This window comes from Aliihoeflea sp. 40Bstr573, assembly GCF_024105655.1.
Taxonomy (GTDB): Bacteria; Pseudomonadota; Alphaproteobacteria; order Rhizobiales; family Rhizobiaceae; genus Aliihoeflea.
The window spans coordinates 135,395-151,837 of record NZ_JAAAMH010000006.1 but is presented as its reverse complement, the minus strand read 5'-3'; the positions used below and the strand labels follow the sequence as shown (position 1 = coordinate 151,837).

At 66.2% G+C, this 16,443-nt stretch carries 12 protein-coding genes; 5 read left to right on the top strand and 7 right to left on the bottom strand.

Going from position 1 to position 16,443, the window contains the following annotated elements; genetic code table 11:
- Positions 1-6 precede the first annotated feature (6 nt).
- The 4 genes from GTK01_RS10105 to GTK01_RS10090 are packed head-to-tail and all read left to right on the top strand — an operon-like array spanning position 7 to position 5,261.
- The gene (locus tag GTK01_RS10105) at positions 7-648 is read left to right on the top strand and encodes an ATP-binding cassette domain-containing protein (protein ID WP_252925753.1); all 642 of its coding nucleotides are present in this window, start codon (positions 7-9) and stop codon (positions 646-648) included.
- Positions 645-3,257, top strand: coding sequence for an ATP-dependent helicase HrpB (gene hrpB, locus GTK01_RS10100; protein WP_252925752.1), 2,613 nt, complete (start codon positions 645-647; stop codon positions 3,255-3,257). Before GTK01_RS10105 ends, hrpB begins: the two co-directional genes overlap by 4 nt.
- A gap of 55 nt (positions 3,258-3,312) precedes the next feature.
- Positions 3,313-4,668 carry an ActS/PrrB/RegB family redox-sensitive histidine kinase gene (locus tag GTK01_RS10095; protein WP_252925751.1) on the top strand — a complete coding sequence of 452 codons (1,356 nt, stop codon included), beginning with the start codon at positions 3,313-3,315 and terminating at the stop codon, positions 4,666-4,668.
- 26 nt (positions 4,669-4,694) lie between these two features.
- Positions 4,695-5,261: an ActR/PrrA/RegA family redox response regulator transcription factor gene (locus GTK01_RS10090; RefSeq protein ID WP_252925750.1), complete on the top strand. Its 567-nt coding sequence runs from the start codon at positions 4,695-4,697 to the stop codon at positions 5,259-5,261.
- A gap of 2 nt (positions 5,262-5,263) precedes the next feature.
- On the opposite strand, the gene GTK01_RS10085 is transcribed toward GTK01_RS10090, so the two are convergent.
- Positions 5,264-5,767 carry an MmcB family DNA repair protein gene (locus GTK01_RS10085; RefSeq protein WP_252925749.1) on the bottom strand — a complete coding sequence of 168 codons (504 nt, stop codon included), beginning with the start codon at positions 5,765-5,767 and terminating at the stop codon, positions 5,264-5,266.
- Positions 5,768-5,970: 203 nt separating this feature from the next.
- On the opposite strand from GTK01_RS10085, the gene GTK01_RS10080 reads away from it, so the two are divergent.
- Positions 5,971-6,591 carry a L,D-transpeptidase gene (locus GTK01_RS10080; RefSeq protein WP_252925822.1) on the top strand — a complete coding sequence of 207 codons (621 nt, stop codon included), beginning with the start codon at positions 5,971-5,973 and terminating at the stop codon, positions 6,589-6,591.
- Between the two features lie 85 nt (positions 6,592-6,676).
- Here the strand turns inward: GTK01_RS10080 and GTK01_RS10075 are convergent, their stop codons facing one another.
- The 6 genes from GTK01_RS10075 to mutS form a co-directional block, all read right to left on the bottom strand.
- A complete protein-coding gene (locus tag GTK01_RS10075) occupies positions 6,677-7,252 on the bottom strand; it encodes a NifU family protein (protein WP_252925748.1) in 576 nt (191 codons plus the stop codon).
- A 218-nt stretch (positions 7,253-7,470) separates the two neighbouring features.
- Complete coding sequence (locus GTK01_RS10070) at positions 7,471-7,962, bottom strand: universal stress protein (protein WP_252925747.1); 492 nt, start codon at positions 7,960-7,962, stop codon at positions 7,471-7,473.
- 65 nt (positions 7,963-8,027) lie between these two features.
- On the bottom strand, positions 8,028-9,095 hold the full coding sequence (trpS, locus tag GTK01_RS10065; RefSeq protein WP_252925746.1) for a tryptophan--tRNA ligase: 1,068 nt from the start codon (positions 9,093-9,095) through the stop codon (positions 8,028-8,030).
- Between the two features lie 67 nt (positions 9,096-9,162).
- Complete coding sequence (gene murJ / locus GTK01_RS10060) at positions 9,163-10,755, bottom strand: murein biosynthesis integral membrane protein MurJ (RefSeq protein ID WP_252925745.1); 1,593 nt, start codon at positions 10,753-10,755, stop codon at positions 9,163-9,165.
- A gap of 10 nt (positions 10,756-10,765) precedes the next feature.
- The gene (locus GTK01_RS10055; protein WP_252925744.1) at positions 10,766-13,552 is read right to left on the bottom strand and encodes a [protein-PII] uridylyltransferase; all 2,787 of its coding nucleotides are present in this window, start codon (positions 13,550-13,552) and stop codon (positions 10,766-10,768) included.
- Between the two features lie 54 nt (positions 13,553-13,606).
- Positions 13,607-16,366: a DNA mismatch repair protein MutS gene (mutS, locus tag GTK01_RS10050; protein WP_371924311.1), complete on the bottom strand. Its 2,760-nt coding sequence runs from the start codon at positions 16,364-16,366 to the stop codon at positions 13,607-13,609.
- Positions 16,367-16,443: the final 77 nt, after the last annotated feature.

Sequence of the window (16,443 nt, the reverse complement as noted above, 5' to 3'; positions counted from 1 at the left end):
CGCAAAATGAACAGGCTGATGCTCGACGCTATTACGATCGCGCTCGGCCAGCGTGCCCTGCTGGCGATCTCCGCGCGCGTCGAACCCGGCGAGACGCTGACCGTCATGGGTCCTTCCGGCTCCGGAAAATCAACCCTGCTTGCCTATATCGGCGGCTTTCTCGCGCCCGAGTTCGCCGCCTCCGGTCGCGTCTTCTCCGGTGATGTCGAGCTCACAAAGCTCCCCGCCGAGGACCGTCACGCCGGCCTCCTCTTCCAGGACCCGCTTCTCTTCCCGCACATGTCGGTGGCCGGCAACGTCGCTTTCGCCTTGCCGGCACGGATCAAGGGCCACGCCGTGCGCCTCGAACATGCCGAAGCGGCGCTCGCCGATGTCGGCCTCGCCAGCTATGGCGACCGCGATCCGGCGACCCTTTCGGGTGGACAGAAGGCGCGCGTCGCGCTCGCCCGCACCCTTGTGTCCGAGCCGCGCATGATGCTGCTCGACGAGCCCTTCTCCAAACTCGACGCCGACCTGCGCGCGCAGATCCGCGATCTCGTCTTCGCCAAGGCGCGCGCGGCGATGCTGCCGGTCATCCTCGTCACCCACGATGAGGCCGACGCGAACGCAGCGGGCGGCCAGGTCGTTACCGTCGGTGAGGAAGCATGAGCCTGCCCCACCTGCCCGTCAGCGAGGTTCTGGACGAATTGTCCGCCGCGCTGTCGACCGCCGGCAAGGCCGTGCTCGTCGCGCCGCCCGGCGCGGGCAAGACGACGCTCGTGCCGCTACATCTTCTGCAATCGGGCCTTGCCGGCAGCGGGCGCATCCTCCTCCTGGAGCCACGCCGCCTCGCCGCCCGCGCCGCCGCCCGCCGGATGGCGAGCCTCCTCGGTGAAGAAGTCGGCGGCACGGTGGGCTATGCGATGCGCATGGATTCGAAATCCGGTCCGAACACGCGCGTCCTCGTCGTTACCGAGGGCATCCTTGCCCGCATGATTCTCGATGACCCCGAGCTTGCGGGCATCTCGGCCATCCTCTTCGACGAATTCCACGAGCGCTCGCTCGACGGCGATTTCGGGCTCGCCCTGGCACTGGACGTCGCAGGCGCATTGCGCCCGGATCTCAAGCTCCTCGTCATGTCCGCCACGATCGACGGCGCGCGCGTCGCCTCGCTCCTCGGCGAGGCGCCCGTCATCACCAGCGAAGGCCGCAGCTTTCCCGTCGAGATCCGCCATCGCGACCGGCCTTCCTCGGTCAAGATCGAAGACGCCATGGCAGACGCGATCCGCTCGGTGCTCGCGGATGAAACCGGCAGCATCCTCGCCTTCCTCCCCGGCCAGCGCGAGATCGAACGCACCTGCGAGCGGCTGGAGGGCCGCATTGCGGCCGATTGCGACATCATCCCGCTTTTTGGCGGCCTCGTCGGCAAGGCGCAGGACGAGGCGATCCGCCCGCCCGCGCCCGGGCGGCGCAAGATCGTGCTCGCCACCTCCATCGCCGAGACCTCCATCACCATCGACGGCGTCCGGATCGTCATCGATTCCGGCCTTGCCCGCGTGCCGAAATTCGAACCGGCCACCGGGCTGACGCGGCTTGAAACCGTGCGCGCCTCTCGCGCCTCGGCCGACCAGCGCGCCGGCCGCGCCGGCCGCACCGAGCCCGGCATCGCGATCCGCCTTTGGCGTGCCGAGCAGACCGCGTCGCTCTGCGCCTTCTCCACGCCGGAAATCCTCGAAGCCGATCTTTCCGGCCTCCTGCTTGACGCCGCCGCCTTCGGCGTGACCGACCCGGCAACTCTCGCCTTCCTCGACCCGCCGCCGACGCCTGCCCTTGCCGAAGCACGCGCCCTTCTCGACAGTCTCGGCGCGCTCGATGCGCAGGGCAGGCTGACCGATGCAGGCGAACGCATGCGCCGGCTGGCACTTCCGGTGCGCCTCGCCCATATGGTCGCCGAAGCCCCCGACCCGCGCCTTGCCGCCCGCCTCGCCGTCCTCCTGACCGAGCGCGGCCTCGGCGGCACCGGCGTCGACCTCGACACGCGCCTGCGCCGCTTTGCCCACGAAAAAGGCCAGCGTGCCGACGCTGCGCGCGATCTCGCCAAACGGTTGGGGTCTTCCTCGACGAGACCCCCACCCCGCACCCCTTCCCGCAAGGGGGAGGGGGACACGAGCGCTTCGGCCTCTCCCGACAATGGGCCATCTGGGCCCAGCCCAACGCCGGGCACCATGCTGTCCAATCAAGAACCCACGCCGACGTCTCCCTCCCCCTTATGGGGAGGGGTGCGGGGTGGGGGGCTAACGGAGAAACCTTCCACCTCCCCCGGCGCCACCCTTCTCCTCGCCTATCCCGACCGCGTCGCAAGAGCCCGTGGAGCCCACGGCCACTTCGTCCTCGCCAACGGACGCGGCGGCACCATCGACGCGGCTGACTCTCTTGCAGCCGCGCCTTTCGTCGTCGTCGCAGACCTCCAGGGCCGCGCCCAGAACGCCCGCATCGCCTCGGCCGTCGCGATCTGCGAAAACGACATCCGCGAAGCCCTCGCCGACCGCATCGAAACCACCCGCGAGACCCAGTTCGACGCAGTCAAAGGTTCGGTTCGCGTTCGCGAGGTTGAGCGCCTGGGCGCCATCGTCCTCGCGGAACGCCAATTGCCCGCGCCGAAAGGGCCGGAGGCGGACCGCGCTATTCTCGATGCGGTCCGCCAGCACGGCATCGCCATCCTGCCTTGGGACAAGTCGAGCGAGACGCTGCGCGCGCGGCTCGGCTGGCTCCATCGTGGCCTTGGCGATCCGTGGCCGGACGTCAGCGACGATGCGCTTGCCGCCCGCCTCGACGACTGGCTCGCGCCCTTCCTCACCGGCGAAGCGAACCTTGCGCGCCTTCCCGGCTCCGCCTTGCACAACGGACTGATGTCGCTCGTTCCCTACGAGCTTCATCGCAAGCTCGAAACCCTCGCGCCCACCCACTACGACGCGCCGTCCGGCAGCCGCCTGCCGATCCGCTACGATGCCGACTGGCCGGTGCTGGCGATCCGCGTTCAGGAACTCTTCGGCCTCGACGCCCACCCGTCCATCGCGAACGGCACAGTGCCGATGACGCTGGAACTCTTGTCTCCTGCGCACCGGCCGATCCAGACAACCCGCGACCTGCCCGGCTTCTGGCGCGGCTCCTGGGCCGACGTGCGCGTCGAGATGCGCGGCCGCTATCCGAAGCATGTCTGGCCGGCAAATCCGCTCGAAGCGAAGCCGACCGCTCGCGCCAAACCGCGCGGCACGTAGACCTCGCGTCACTATGCCCCTTGGCGGCGAAGCCGCCGCGCCGCATAACACCCCAATGGTCGAAGAACTGCGCGCGCCGGACCCCCGGCACCTCCATCACATCCGCCTCAACACGCTGATCAGGCTGCGCTGGCTCGCCGTCGTCGGCCAGAGCGCGGCCGTTCTGGTCGTCGCCTTCTGGCTGCAATTCCCCGTCCAGGTCTCGCTCTGCTTCGCGCTGATCGGCTGTTCGGCCTGGCTCAACCTGCTGCTCGCCTTCCGCTATCCCGCCACCCACCGCCTGCCCCCGCTCGCCGCGCTGGCGATCCTCACCTTCGATGCGCTGCAGCTTGGCGGGCTTCTCTACATGACCGGCGGTCTGACCAACCCTTTCGCGCTTCTGATGACCGCGCCGGTTATCATCTCGGCGACCTCGCTGCCGCTGCGCTGGACGGCGATGCTGGGCCTCCTCGTCATCGCCATGGCGACGGCTCTCGTCTTCTTCCACCACCCGCTGCCCTGGTTTCCGGGCACCGAGCTTACCATGCCGATCACCTATGTGACCGGCATCTGGATGGCGATCGTCTCCTGCCTCGCCTTCACCGCCTTCTATGCCTATCGCGTGGCGGAGGAAGCGCGCCTTCTGGCTACCGCGCTCGCCGCGACCGAGCTTGTGCTTCAGCGCGAGCAGCATCTTTCCGCGCTGGACGGTCTCGCCGCCGCCGCCGCACACGAACTCGGCACGCCACTGGCCACCATCGCACTCGTCTCGAAAGAGATGGAACGCGCGCTCGGCGACGACCCGCGCTACGGCGAGGACGTGACGCTGCTGCGCTCGCAGAGCGAACGCTGCCGCGCGATCCTCAAGCAGCTCACCAGCCTTTCCTCGCAGGGCGAGGCGCACATGGCCCGGCTGCCCTTCACCTCGCTCATCGAGGAGGTAATTGCGCCGCATCGCGATTTTGGCATCGCCATCCAGCTCAAACCGCAGGACTGCAAGGGTCCCGAGCCGATCGGCCGGCGCAATCCCGGCGTCATCTACGGTCTTGGCAATCTCGTCGAGAACGCCGTCGACTTCGCCCGCGAAACCGTCTTGATCACCTGGAGCTGGGACATGCACGACGTATGGCTCGAAATCCTCGACGATGGAGAGGGTTACCCGGTCGAAGTGCTCGACCGCATCGGCGAGCCCTACATGTCGAAACGCTCCTCTGCGGTTTCGGCCGGCGGCGGGCTGGGCCTTGGCCTTTTCATCGCCAAGACACTTCTCGAACGCTCCGGGGGCACCGTGCGCTTCGGCAATGCGGCGACGCCCGGACAAGGCGCGATCGTCCGCGTCAACTGGCCGCGCGCGATCCTGGACACTAATGCGGCGAAAACAGCGTTTGACGAGCCGGAAACGTTGGAAAAGGCGGCACTTCTGCCTAAATAGACGCCGACAACGGGACAATTGGAAAAATGATCGAAGACGACGCCACCATCGACCATGACGATCTGGGTGCAGACCCGACTCTGCTCCTCGTCGACGACGACAAGCCCTTCCTGACGCGTCTGGCCCGCGCGATGGAAACCCGCGGCTTCACGGTCGATACGGCCGAAAGCGTCGAAGAGGCGGTTGCCAAGGTCCGCGCCGCGCCGCCCGCCTATGCGGTGGTCGACATGCGGCTTGGCGATGGCAACGGGCTCGATGTCGTCTCGGCGATCCGCGACAGGCGCGACGATTGCCGCACCATCATCCTCACCGGCTATGGCAACATCGCCACCGCGGTCAATGCGGTGAAGCTCGGCGCTGTCGACTATCTCTCGAAGCCCGCCGACGCCGACGACGTCTATGCCGCGCTCACCCGGCAGACGGGCGAGAAGGCCGCGCCGCCGGAAAATCCGATGTCCGCCGACCGCGTCCGCTGGGAACACATCCAGCGCGTCTATGAGATGTGCGACCGCAACGTTTCAGAAACCGCCCGCCGCCTCAACATGCACCGCCGCACGCTGCAGCGCATCCTGGCCAAGCGCGCGCCGCGCTGATCTCAGCACTCGTCCTTCGGATCGAGCAGCGGCACCGGCACGCCGGCGATCTCCGCCGCCGTGATCCGCGCGGCCGCCGCACGGGCGATTCTCAGCGTCAGCGATTTGCGCAGCGGCGCCGACAGCCGATGCTGGGGCGCTTCGCGCATGATCTCGGCTCCATAGCCGTCAGACAGGATGAAGCCGCACTCGTCGGGGAAAATCTGTGCGGGAACGCCTGGATGCGTCGCGAAGAAGAGGCGGTCCGAATGCAGTCGGTATTCAGGCCACTTGCGGTCCACCCGGAAATCCTCGACCGATGTCTTGATCTCCACGATCCAGATCTCGCCTTTCGCTGTCAGCGCGACGAGATCGGCCCGTCGGCCCGTCGGCAGGCAAAGTTCGGGCAGGACGGCTGCGCCCATCTGCGCAAAAAGGCGCTGGACGCCGCGCCGCACGAGCAGCGCCCGATCGGACTGGCGACCGTCGGCAAGCGGGTTGATTGGAACGGGCGAGACGATTGGCATGGGTCGATTTTCGCAGGATTCGACCGTTTCGCAAAGAGTTTCCCCGGCAAGGCGGCTTCGATTGTTGCGCTTTTGCCGCAGAGCGGCAGGGCAATTCAATCGGGCCCGAAGGTTGGACCATTTTGATCTTGGCAGATCGTGTCCGCCAAGAATAAATCGTGACCGAAGAAGGGCCGAACCGCGGCCTTGGGATCGGCACATCGATGAACTCGCTGAAATTTGCTGTCGCTCTGACCATTCTCGCCAGCCTCGGCCTTGCCGGCTGCTCCACCGATCTTGGCGGACGCGTCCTCGCCAACAATTATGCTTCGGTGCGCGACGCCGGCTACCAGCTTCCGGCCGTGCCGCTGTCGAAGCTGCCGCGGCAGTACCAGCGCCAGATCGTCAAGTACCAGACCGACGAGAAGCCGGGCACGATCATCGTCGACACCAACGCCAAGCATCTCCACCTCGTTCTCGAGGATGGCAAGGCAATGCGCTACGGCATCGGCGTCGGCCGCGAGGGCTTCGAGTGGAAGGGCACCGCGCGAATCGCGATGAAGCGCGAATGGCCGACCTGGACGCCGCCCGCCGCCATGATCAAGCGCCAGCCGGAACTCGCCAAATGGCGCGGCGGGCAGCCCGGCGGCCTCGGCAATCCGCTGGGCGCGCGCGCGCTGTACCTCTTCAATTCGGGTGGCGACACCGGCTACCGGCTGCACGGCACGCCCGAATGGGCATCGATCGGGCAAGCCATGTCGTCCGGCTGCATCCGCTTGATCAACCAGGACATTATCGATCTCTACGACCGCGCCGAAAACGGCGCCAAGGTCATCGTTCTTTAGGCGAACCGTCCAGGCAACAGGACACCGCCAGCAAAAAAGCCGGGCTTCGCAGCCCGGCTTTTTTCGTTTCCGTTCAGGACTGGCTTTACGTGACCTGTTCGACCTGCTGCACTTCCGGCACGAAGTGGCGCAGCAGATTCTGGATGCCGTGCTTCAGGGTGGCCGTCGAGGACGGGCAGCCTGCGCAGGCCCCCTTCATGTGCAGAAATACGGTGCCGTTCTCATAGCCGCGGAAGGTGATGTCGCCACCATCTTGCGCGACGGCCGGCCGCACGCGGGTGTCGAGCAGTTCCTTGATCGTGCCTACGATCTCTTCATCGGCCACGTCGTAGAATTCCTCACCCTCGGCCACCTCATCGGCGCGGGCCTGCGATCCCGTCGCCATGACCGGCTGGCCGGACATGAAGTGTTCCATGATCGTCCCGAGGATGGCGGGCTTCAGATGCTGCCAGTCCGCGCCGTCCTTGGAGACGGTGATGAAGTCATAGCCGAAGAAGATGCCGGTGACGCCCGGCACGTCGAACAGCCGACCGGCAAGCGGCGAGGCCTCGGCGGCGCTCGCCGCATCGCGGAAATCGGCGGTACCCTCTTCGAGCACGACCTTGCCCGGCAGGAATTTCAGGGTCGCCGGATTGGGGGTGGCTTCCGTCTGGATGAACATGACCGGGTCTCCGTGCTCGGCGTGAATTTGGAATTGTTCTAAAAATAGAGGCTTGCGCACTCTAATGCAAGGCACAAGAGGCGCGCAGCCAACGGGCCTCGAAGGCGCCAAGAACGCCCGCTTCGAGAACCGGCGCGGAGCGTACATCAACTGCGCGAGCACCGGAAGCGCAGAAAGCCGGCGTTTTGAGGCCGCTCCACCCGCGATGCCGGCCTGCCTCAGGCGATGGCCTCGATGTCTTCGTCGGACAGGCTGCTCGGAACGACCGTAACCGGGATCGGGAAGGCGGCGCCCTTGCCCGCGATCGAGGCGACCAGCGGGCCCGGCCCCTCCTTCGCGTTGGAAGCTGCCAGGACGAGGATCGCGATATCCTGGTCTTCCTCGATCAAGGCGTGGATTTCGTCGGCGGCCTTGCCCTCGCGGATGACGAGTTCGGGCTCGAGCCCGAGTTCGTGGCGCACCTTGTTGGCCTGCGTGTCGAGGGCCGAGCTCGCGGTCGCCTGCGCTTCCTCGCGCATGATCTGCTCGACGCCGAGCCAGTGCTGCACTTCGCCCGGCTCGATGACGAAGAGCAGAAGCAGCGCGCCACCGGTCGTCTGCGCGCGCCGCGCGGCATAGGCGATCGCCCGCTCGCATTCGGGCGTGTCGTCGACGATCGCCAGGAACTTGCGGCGGTGGCCGGCTTCGCGGCTGAGGCGTCTGGATACCATGTCGGCTCCCGATTGTGAGTCGCGCGCAATCTGCCAGCCGGTTGCGGAACCGGCAAGCGAGCAGATCAGTCGGCCAGGAAACCGATGATCCGGCGAACATCCTTCATCGTCGCCTCGGCGAGCGCGCCGGCCCGTTCGCCGCCATCGCGCAGGACGCCGTCGACATAGGTGCGATCGTCCGAAATGCGGCGCATCTCGGCCGATATCGGCGCCAGTTTTTCAACGGCCAGATCGGCCAGGGCCGGCTTGAAGGCCGAGAATTGCTGTCCGCCGAAATCCGCGATGACCTTCTCGCGCGTCGTGCCGGCGAGCGCCGCATAGATTCCGACGAGGTTCTCGGCTTCCGGCCTGCCTTTCAGCCCCTCCACTTCGCCCGGCAAGGCGTCCGGGTCGGTCTTGGCCTTGCGGATCTTCTTCGAGATCGTATCGGCATCGTCGGTCAGGTTGATGCGCGAGAGGTCCGAGGGGTCGGATTTCGACATTTTCTTGGCGCCGTCGCGCAGGCTCATGACGCGCGTCGCGGGCCCCTCGATCAGCGGCTCGGTCAACGGGAAAAAGCCGTTGACCGTCTCGTCGCCCATCTTCATCGGAATGCCGACGCCCAGATCGGCAATCCGGGCGGAAAAATCGTTGTTGAACTTGGTGGCAATGTCCCGCGTCAGTTCCAGATGCTGCTTCTGATCGTCGCCGACCGGCACATGGGTTGCGCGATAGACGAGAATGTCGGCCGCCATCAGGCTTGGATAGGCGAGGAGGCCCAGCGAGGCGTTCTCGCGGTCCTTGCCAGCCTTGTCCTTGAACTGCGTCATCCGGTTCATCCAGCCGATGCGCGCCACACAGTTGAACACCCAGGCGAGCTCGGCATGCTGCATCACCCGGCTCTGGTTGAAGACGATGTGCTTCTTGGGATCGATGCCCGAGGCGAGGAACGCGGCGGTGATGGAGCGGGTCTGTTCGGCAAGGTCGGCGTGGACGAGCTGCGCCGTGATCGAGTGCATGTCGACGACGCAATAGATACAGTCATGGCTCTCCTGCAGCGCGACGAACTTCGTCAGCGCGCCGAGATAGTTGCCTAGGTGGAGATTGCCGGTCGGCTGGACGCCGGAAAAGACGAGAGGCTTGAAGTCGGTCATGGATTTTCCAAGGCTGGTGGAGGGCCGATCTGGCAGGAAAGAACTCAGGCGCGCTGATAGCCCGGCCTCATTGCGGGTTCAAGGTGTCGGGCGTCTTCGGCCCGCGCCGCACCGCACGCTTCACCGTCGCGATGTCGGCGCCGCCGGTGGCAAACGCAAGCGCGAAATAGAGCGCCGCGCCGCTGGCGCACATGGCGACCAGCGCCAGCACCTGTTCGGCAAGCGCAGACGAGGGCTGCAGCCAGGGTGCCAGCCAGTCGGCGGCGAACCAGAGCGCGACGCCCATGAGAAACGCCGCCACCACCAGACGCGGCAGGCGCTTCAACAGCGTCCGGTCGGTGCCCCAATGGCCGCGCTTGACGAGCGTCCCGAAAAGCAGGGCCGCGTTGATCCAGGCCGACACGGCGGAGGCGACCGCGATCCCCGGCGCGCCCATGCGCGGCAGAAGATAAAGCGCCAGCGAGATGTTGGTCACCACCGAGATCGCGGCGAAGATCATCGGCGTGCGTGTGTCCTCGCGGGCAAAGAAGCCCGGCCGGAATGCCTGGATCAGCACATAGGCCGGCAGGCCGAGACCGAAGATGGCCAGGATCGCGGCAACCACCGGCGTCGCGTTCATCTCGGCGAACTGGCCGCGCTCGTAGAGGACGCGGATGATCGGCTCGGCAATGACGAAGAGCGCGACCGCCGCCGGCAGCGTCAGGAACAATGTGAACTCGACCGACCGGTTCTGCAGGTTCGCCGCCTCTCGGTCGTTGCCTGCCTTCAGCGCGCGGGCGAGTTCGGGCAGGAGCACGATCGCGACCGCGATGCCGACGACGCCCAGCGGCAACTGATAGACGCGGTCCGCCATGGCGAGCGAGGCGACGGCCGAGGCTTGCGTCGAGGCGATCGCCGTGCCGACCAGCGTGTTGATCTGCGTGATCCCGCCGGTGATCGCGGCCGGGAAGGCGAGCCAAAGCAGGCGCTTGACGTTTGGCGTCATGCGCGGCCGCTTGAAGCCGATCCGCACGCCCGCCGACCGCACCGCCGCCCAGACGATGGCAAGCTGAACGAGGCCCGACGCAAGCACGCCCCAGGCAAGTCCGTATCCAACCTCGCGCCCGTCATGCCCCTGCCACCACGCATAGGCGAGGACACCGATCAGGATGATATTGAGAAAGACCGGCGCGATTGCCGCAGCGAAATAGCGGCGCAGCGAATTCAGCATCCCCGCCATCATCGCGCCGAGCGACATGCACATCAGGTAGGGGAACATGACCCAGGCCAACTTCACCGTCAGGTCGAACTTTTCCGGATCGTCAGCGAAGCCCGGCGCGATGATCGTCGAAACCAGAAGCGGCATCGAAAGCTGCATCAGGATCGTCAGCACGATCAGCGCAGAAAAGAGGACACCGAAGACCTCCTCGGCAAAGCGCCGCGCGCCGTCCATCCCGTTCGCCTCGATCTCCTTGGCAAAGAGCGGCACGAAAGCGGCGTTGAACGCGCCTTCGGCGAAGAGCCGGCGGAACGTGTTCGGGAACTGGAAGGCTGCATAGAAGGCGTCCGCGATCGGCCCGGTGCCGAGCGCCGCCGCCATCAGCATCTCACGCGTGAAACCGAGCACCCGGCTCGCCATCGTACCGGACGCGACGGTCGCGAATTTGCGCACCAGGCTCATGCGGCTCTCACTATTCCGCCGCCTGCTTCGCGCTCTCGGCCTTCTCGCCGCCGAGCGTCTGGATCAGCCGCTTGCGGATCGTGGCGAGCCGTGTCGGATTCTCGATCTTCGCGCCGGTCAGGTCGGTGACGTAGAAAGTGTCGATCACCTTCTCGCCAAAGGTGGTGATGTGCGCCGAGGCGATGTCGAGGGACAGGTCCGAGATCGCACCGGTGATCTCCGACAGAAGGCCCGGCCGGTCGAGGCACTTCACCTCGACGACCGAAAAGCGGTTGGAGAGCGTGTTGCGCACATCGGCGCGCGGCTCCAGCCGGAAGGTCTTCGACCCGCGCTTGGGCTTGGCGCGCTTCTCGATGATTTCCGGCAGCCAGCTCTTGCCCGACAACACGTCCTCGATCAGCGCGCCGACACGTCGTGCGCGGCGCAGTTCGTCCTCGTCGCGGTCGAACTCGCGTGAGATCAAGATGGTATCGAGCGCGCGTCCGTCGGTCGTCGTGAATATCTGCGCATCGACGATGTTGGCCCCCGCCGCCGCGCAGGCGCCCGCGATCACCGAAAGCAGGCGCGGATGGTCGGGCGACAGAATGGTGATCTCCGTCACCGCCTCGAACTCGTGCGTCTTCACCGCCGTCGCCAGCTTGCGCCCGGCAATGTCGGTCTCGCGCAGGAAGGCGGCGTGGCGGAGCTGGTCCTTCAGATCGACGGTCAGGAGATAGTTGTCGTAGTGGAGCGCGACATAGCGGCGCCCTTCCTCCGGCGACCAGTCGGTGAGAGCATCGGCCAGTTGCCCACGCGCGATCTCGGCCCGCTTTGCGCGCGATACTTCCGAAAATCCGCCGGTCAGGAGCAGTTCGGTCTCATAGTAGAGCGTGCGCAGGAGCTGGCCCTTCCAGCCGTTCCACACACCCGGCCCGACGCCGCGGATGTCGCAGACGGTCAGGATCAACAGCAGCTTCAGCCGCTCGACCGACTGCACCACGTCACCGAAATCCTGGATCGTCTTGCGGTCGTTCAGGTCGCGCGTCTGCGCCGTCATCGACATGACGAGATGGTTCTCGACCAGCCAGGCTATGGTCTCTGTGTCGGCAGCGTTGAAGCCCATATGCGGGCAGAGCCGACGCGCGATGCGCGCGCCCGCCGTCGAGTGGTCCTCCGGCCGCCCCTTGGCGATGTCGTGCAACAGGACCGCGGCATAGAGCACTTTGCGCCGGCGCTTCAGTTCCGGCATCAGCGTGTGCGATAGGGGATGGATTTCCGCCCCGTCGCCGCACTCGATTTCCGACAGAACGCCGATGCAGCGGATCAGATGCTCGTCCACCGTGTAGTGGTGGTACATGTTGAACTGCATCATCGCCACGATCTTGCGGAATTCGGGGATGAGCTTGCCGAGGACGCCTGCCTCGTTCATCCGGCGCAGGTTCAGCTCCGGATTGCGGTTCGAGGTCAGGATGTCCATGAAGAGGCGGTTCGCCTCCTCGTCGCGGCGCAGGTTCCGGTCGATCAATTTCAAGGAGCGCGTGACGAGCTTCAACGCTTCGGGGTGATATTCGAGCCCGTGCCGGTCGCCCAACCAGAAAATCCGTATCAGATTGACCGGATCGCGCTTGAAGACGTCCTGATCGATGACGTTGATGCGGTGATTGTCGGTGACGAAATCGCTCGTCCCGGCAAGCTTGCGCCGCCGGCGCGAGAAGTTGAGGAAGATGCGGTTGAAGCCAGGAACGTGCTTGGCCTGCTCTTCCTCCAGCGCTGCGCAGAAGATGCGCGTCAGGTCGCCCACGGTCTTCGCCATCAGGAAATAGTGCTTCATGAAGCGCTCGACGGCCGAAAGGCCAGGATGGCTGGTGTAGCCGAGCCGTTCGGCGATCTCGCGCTGGATGTCGAAATGCAGCCGTTCCTCGGCCCGCCCGGTCAGGAAGTGCATGTGGCAGCGCACCGCCCACAGGAAATCTTCCGCCTTGCGGAACTCGAGATACTCGCGCCGGGTAAAGACGCCCTTGCCGACCAGTTCTTCTGCGGTGGGGACGCGGTAGAAATACTTGCCGATCCAGAACAGCGTGTGCAGGTCGCGCAAGCCGCCCTTGCCTTCCTTGACGTTGGGCTCGACAAGATAGCGCGTATCGCCACCCTTTGCGTGGCGCTGGTCGCGCTCGGCGAGCTTTGCCTGCACGTATTCGGCGCCCGTATCCTTGACGACTTCCTCGTCGAAGCGCTCGACCAGCCCGTCGAAAAGCGCCTCGTCGCCCCACACAAATCGCGCCTCGAGGATCGAGGTCCGGATCGTCACGTCGGTGCGCGACAGGCGCATGCATTCGTCGCTGTTGCGCGTTGCGTGGCCGACCTTAAGCCCCAGATCCCACAGCATGTAGAGAATGTATTCGGCCACCTTCTCGGCCCAGGCGGTGTGCTTTTCCGGCAGCAGGAAGAGAAGATCGATGTCCGATCCCGGCGCCAGCGTGCCGCGCCCATAGCCGCCGACGGCGATCACCGCCATGCGCTCGGCCGGGGTCTTGGGCCGGTGAACATGGGCGACCGCGAATTCGTAGAGCGCGCGGATGACTTCGTCCATCAGATGCGAAAGACGCTCGGCGCAGGCCGTGCCGCCGCCGTCCTCCATCAGCATCGTCTCAGCCTTTGCACGGCCTTCGGCCATGCGGTTCTTGAGCAGCTGGAGCGCGCCCCTGCGCACGTCGTCGCGCCCGCCCTCGCCGGCATGCGGCGCGGTCAGTTCGGACAGGTCCCGGCGCAGTTTCGCGCCGTCGACGATCTCGTCCAGTCTCAGGGGAATCTTGGCCATCGGGCAGGCTCGTTCATTTTGGGCCGCACTTCTACCCCGTTTCGAGCGAGCCCGCTACCGCCGCTTCGACGCTCTTTCCTTCAGCCGGTACAGCGCTTCCAGCGCCTCGCGCGGTGTCATGTCGTCGGGCCTAATCGCGGCAAGTTCCTCGGCCAGCCCGTCGCTGGCCGCCGGCTTCGGCTCGGCGCGCCGCGCCGCGACGGAAAAGAGCGGCAAGTCGTCGACGAGCTTGGCCGCCTTGCCGCTCGTCTCGCCCTCTTCAAGCTGTCCGAGCACCTGACGCGCGCGCGCCACGACCGAATCGGGCAGGCCAGCGAGCTTGGCCACCTGCACGCCATAGGAACGATCGGCCGCGCCCTTGCCGACCTCGTGCAGGAAGACGACGTCGCCTTCCCACTCCTTCACTTTCAAGGTGACGTTGGCGAGGCGCGCCAGCTTCTCCGACAGCGCCGTCATCTCGTGAAAATGGGTGGCGAAGATCGCACGGCAGCCATTCTTCTCGTGCAGATACTCGACCGCCGCCCAGGCGATCGACAGGCCGTCGAAGGTCGAGGTGCCGCGCCCGATCTCGTCCAGGATGACAAGCGCGCGCTCGCCAGCCTGGTTGAGGATCGCCGCCGTCTCGACCATCTCGACCATGAAGGTCGAGCGCCCACGCGCCAGATCGTCGGAAGCGCCGACGCGGGAGAACAGCCGGTCGACGACGCCGATATGGGCTTGTCGCGCCGGCACGAAGGAGCCCATCTGGGCGAGGATCGCAATCAGCGCATTCTGGCGCAGGAAAGTCGACTTGCCGCCCATGTTGGGGCCTGTCAGGAGCCAGATCGCACCGCGCTTGTCGCCGTCCGCAGGCGAAAGATCGCAGTCGTTCGCCACGAACGGATCGGCGAGCTGGCGGCGCAGCGCCTGCTCGACGACCGGATGCCGCCCGCCCTCGATCGCGAAGGCGAGGCCGTCATCGACCTGCGGGCGCGCGTAGTTCTCCTGCTCGGCCAGCACCGCGAGCGAAGTCGCGACGTCGATCGCCGCCAGCGCCGCCGCGCCCTTGCGCAGCGCGGCCGCATGGCCGACGATCTCGGCGAGCAGTCTGTCGAAGACGCCGAACTCGATCTGCAGCGCGCGGTCGGCGGCGTTCGCGATCTTTGTTTCGAGTTCCGCGAGTTCGGTCGTCGTGAAGCGCATCGCATTCGCCATGGTCTGGCGGTGGATGAAGCGCGCCTTGGCCGCGTCGCCCTCCGTCAGCGCACCGCTGTTCTGCGCCGTCACCTCGATATAGTAGCCGAGCACGTTGTTGTGCCGGATCTTGAGGGACCGAACGCCGGTCTCCTCGCAAAGGTCGCGCTCCATGCCGGCGATGACGCGGCGCGTGTCGTCGCGCAGCGCGCGCATCTGGTCGAGCTCGCCGTCATATCCCTTGGCGACGAAGCCCCCGTCCCGCTTCAAGAGCGGCAGTTCGTCCGAAAGAGCCGCGCCAAGATGCGAAGTCAGTGCCGTCGGCAGCGCCGAGAGCGCCTCGCAGGCCTCGACCAGTTCGGCTGGCAGCATGGCCGAGCGCAGCAGGTCGCTGGCCTGCCGCGCGGCGTCAAGCCCGGCGCGCAGCGCGCCCATGTCGCGCGGCCCTCCGCGATTGAGCGCGAGACGTGAAAGCGCACGCGGCATGTCCGGCGCGCCCTTCAAGATGGCGCGCAGGCTTTCGCACAGGCGCGGTTCGGAGATCAGGAAGGAGATCCCGTCGAGCCGCGCATTGATCGCGACCGGATCGGTCAGCGGCGACATCAGCCGGTCGGCCAGAAGCCGCGCGCCGCCGCCGGTTACCGTGCGGTCGATCGCCTTCAGGAGCGAGCCTTCGCGGCTGCCCGACAGCGTCTTCAGAAGTTCCAGGTTGGCCCGCGTCGCCGCGTCGATGAAGAGGCTCGTCCCCTCCTCCTCGCGCTCTGGAAAGCCCAGCGGCGGGCGTTCGGAAACCTGCGTCTTTTCCACATAGGCGATGGAGCCGGCGATGGCCGAGAGCTCGGCGCGGGAAAACTCGCCGAAACTGTCCGGCGTCGCCACGTCATAGAAGCGCGCGATGCGGCCCCTCGCCGCGGACGAATCGAACAGGATCGCCGGCTGCGGATTGGCGAGCCGTCCGATCACGTCGAATGTCGACCGCAATTCCGGCTCGTGGAACACCGCGTCCGCGAGGATCACCTCGCGCGGATCGACGCGCAGGATATCTGTCAGGAGCCGTCCGGCACTGGTTCGGCAGACACGGAAGGCGCCGGTCGAGATGTCGATCCAGGCCAGGGCAAGATTGCCGTCATTGCCTGCCGCGCCGTCACCCTCCCCGCCTCGTGCGTCGCCCTTCGTGCGACCCAGCGCCATCAGATAGTTGGCTTCGGACGGCGCAAGCAGCTTTTCCTCGGTGATCGTGCCCGGCGTGACGAGGCGCACCACGTCGCGCTTCACGACCGATTTCGAACCGCGCTTCTTCGCCTCGGCCGGATCCTCGACCTGCTCGCACACCGCAACGCGGTAGCCCTGCCCGATCAGCTTTTGCAGGTAGTCGTCGGCGGCGTGGACCGGCACGCCGCACATTGGAATGTCCTCGCCCTGATGCTTGCCGCGCTTGGTGAGCGTGATGCCGAGCGCGCGCGCAGCCACTTCCGCGTCGTGGAAAAACAGTTCGTAGAAGTCGCCCATCCGATAAAACAGGAGCGCGTCCGGGTTCGCCGCCTTGATCTCGATGAACTGCTCGATCATCGGCGTGCCACCGCCGGCCTGCGGGATCGGGACGCCGGCGAAGCCTTGCTGACCGGCCAAATGCTGGTTCATGTCGTCCCCGGATCGTGGCTGCAAAAAACTTGGCCTCCCTGCTTGGCGATTTACAGACCGGAAGTGTAGCCTTATTC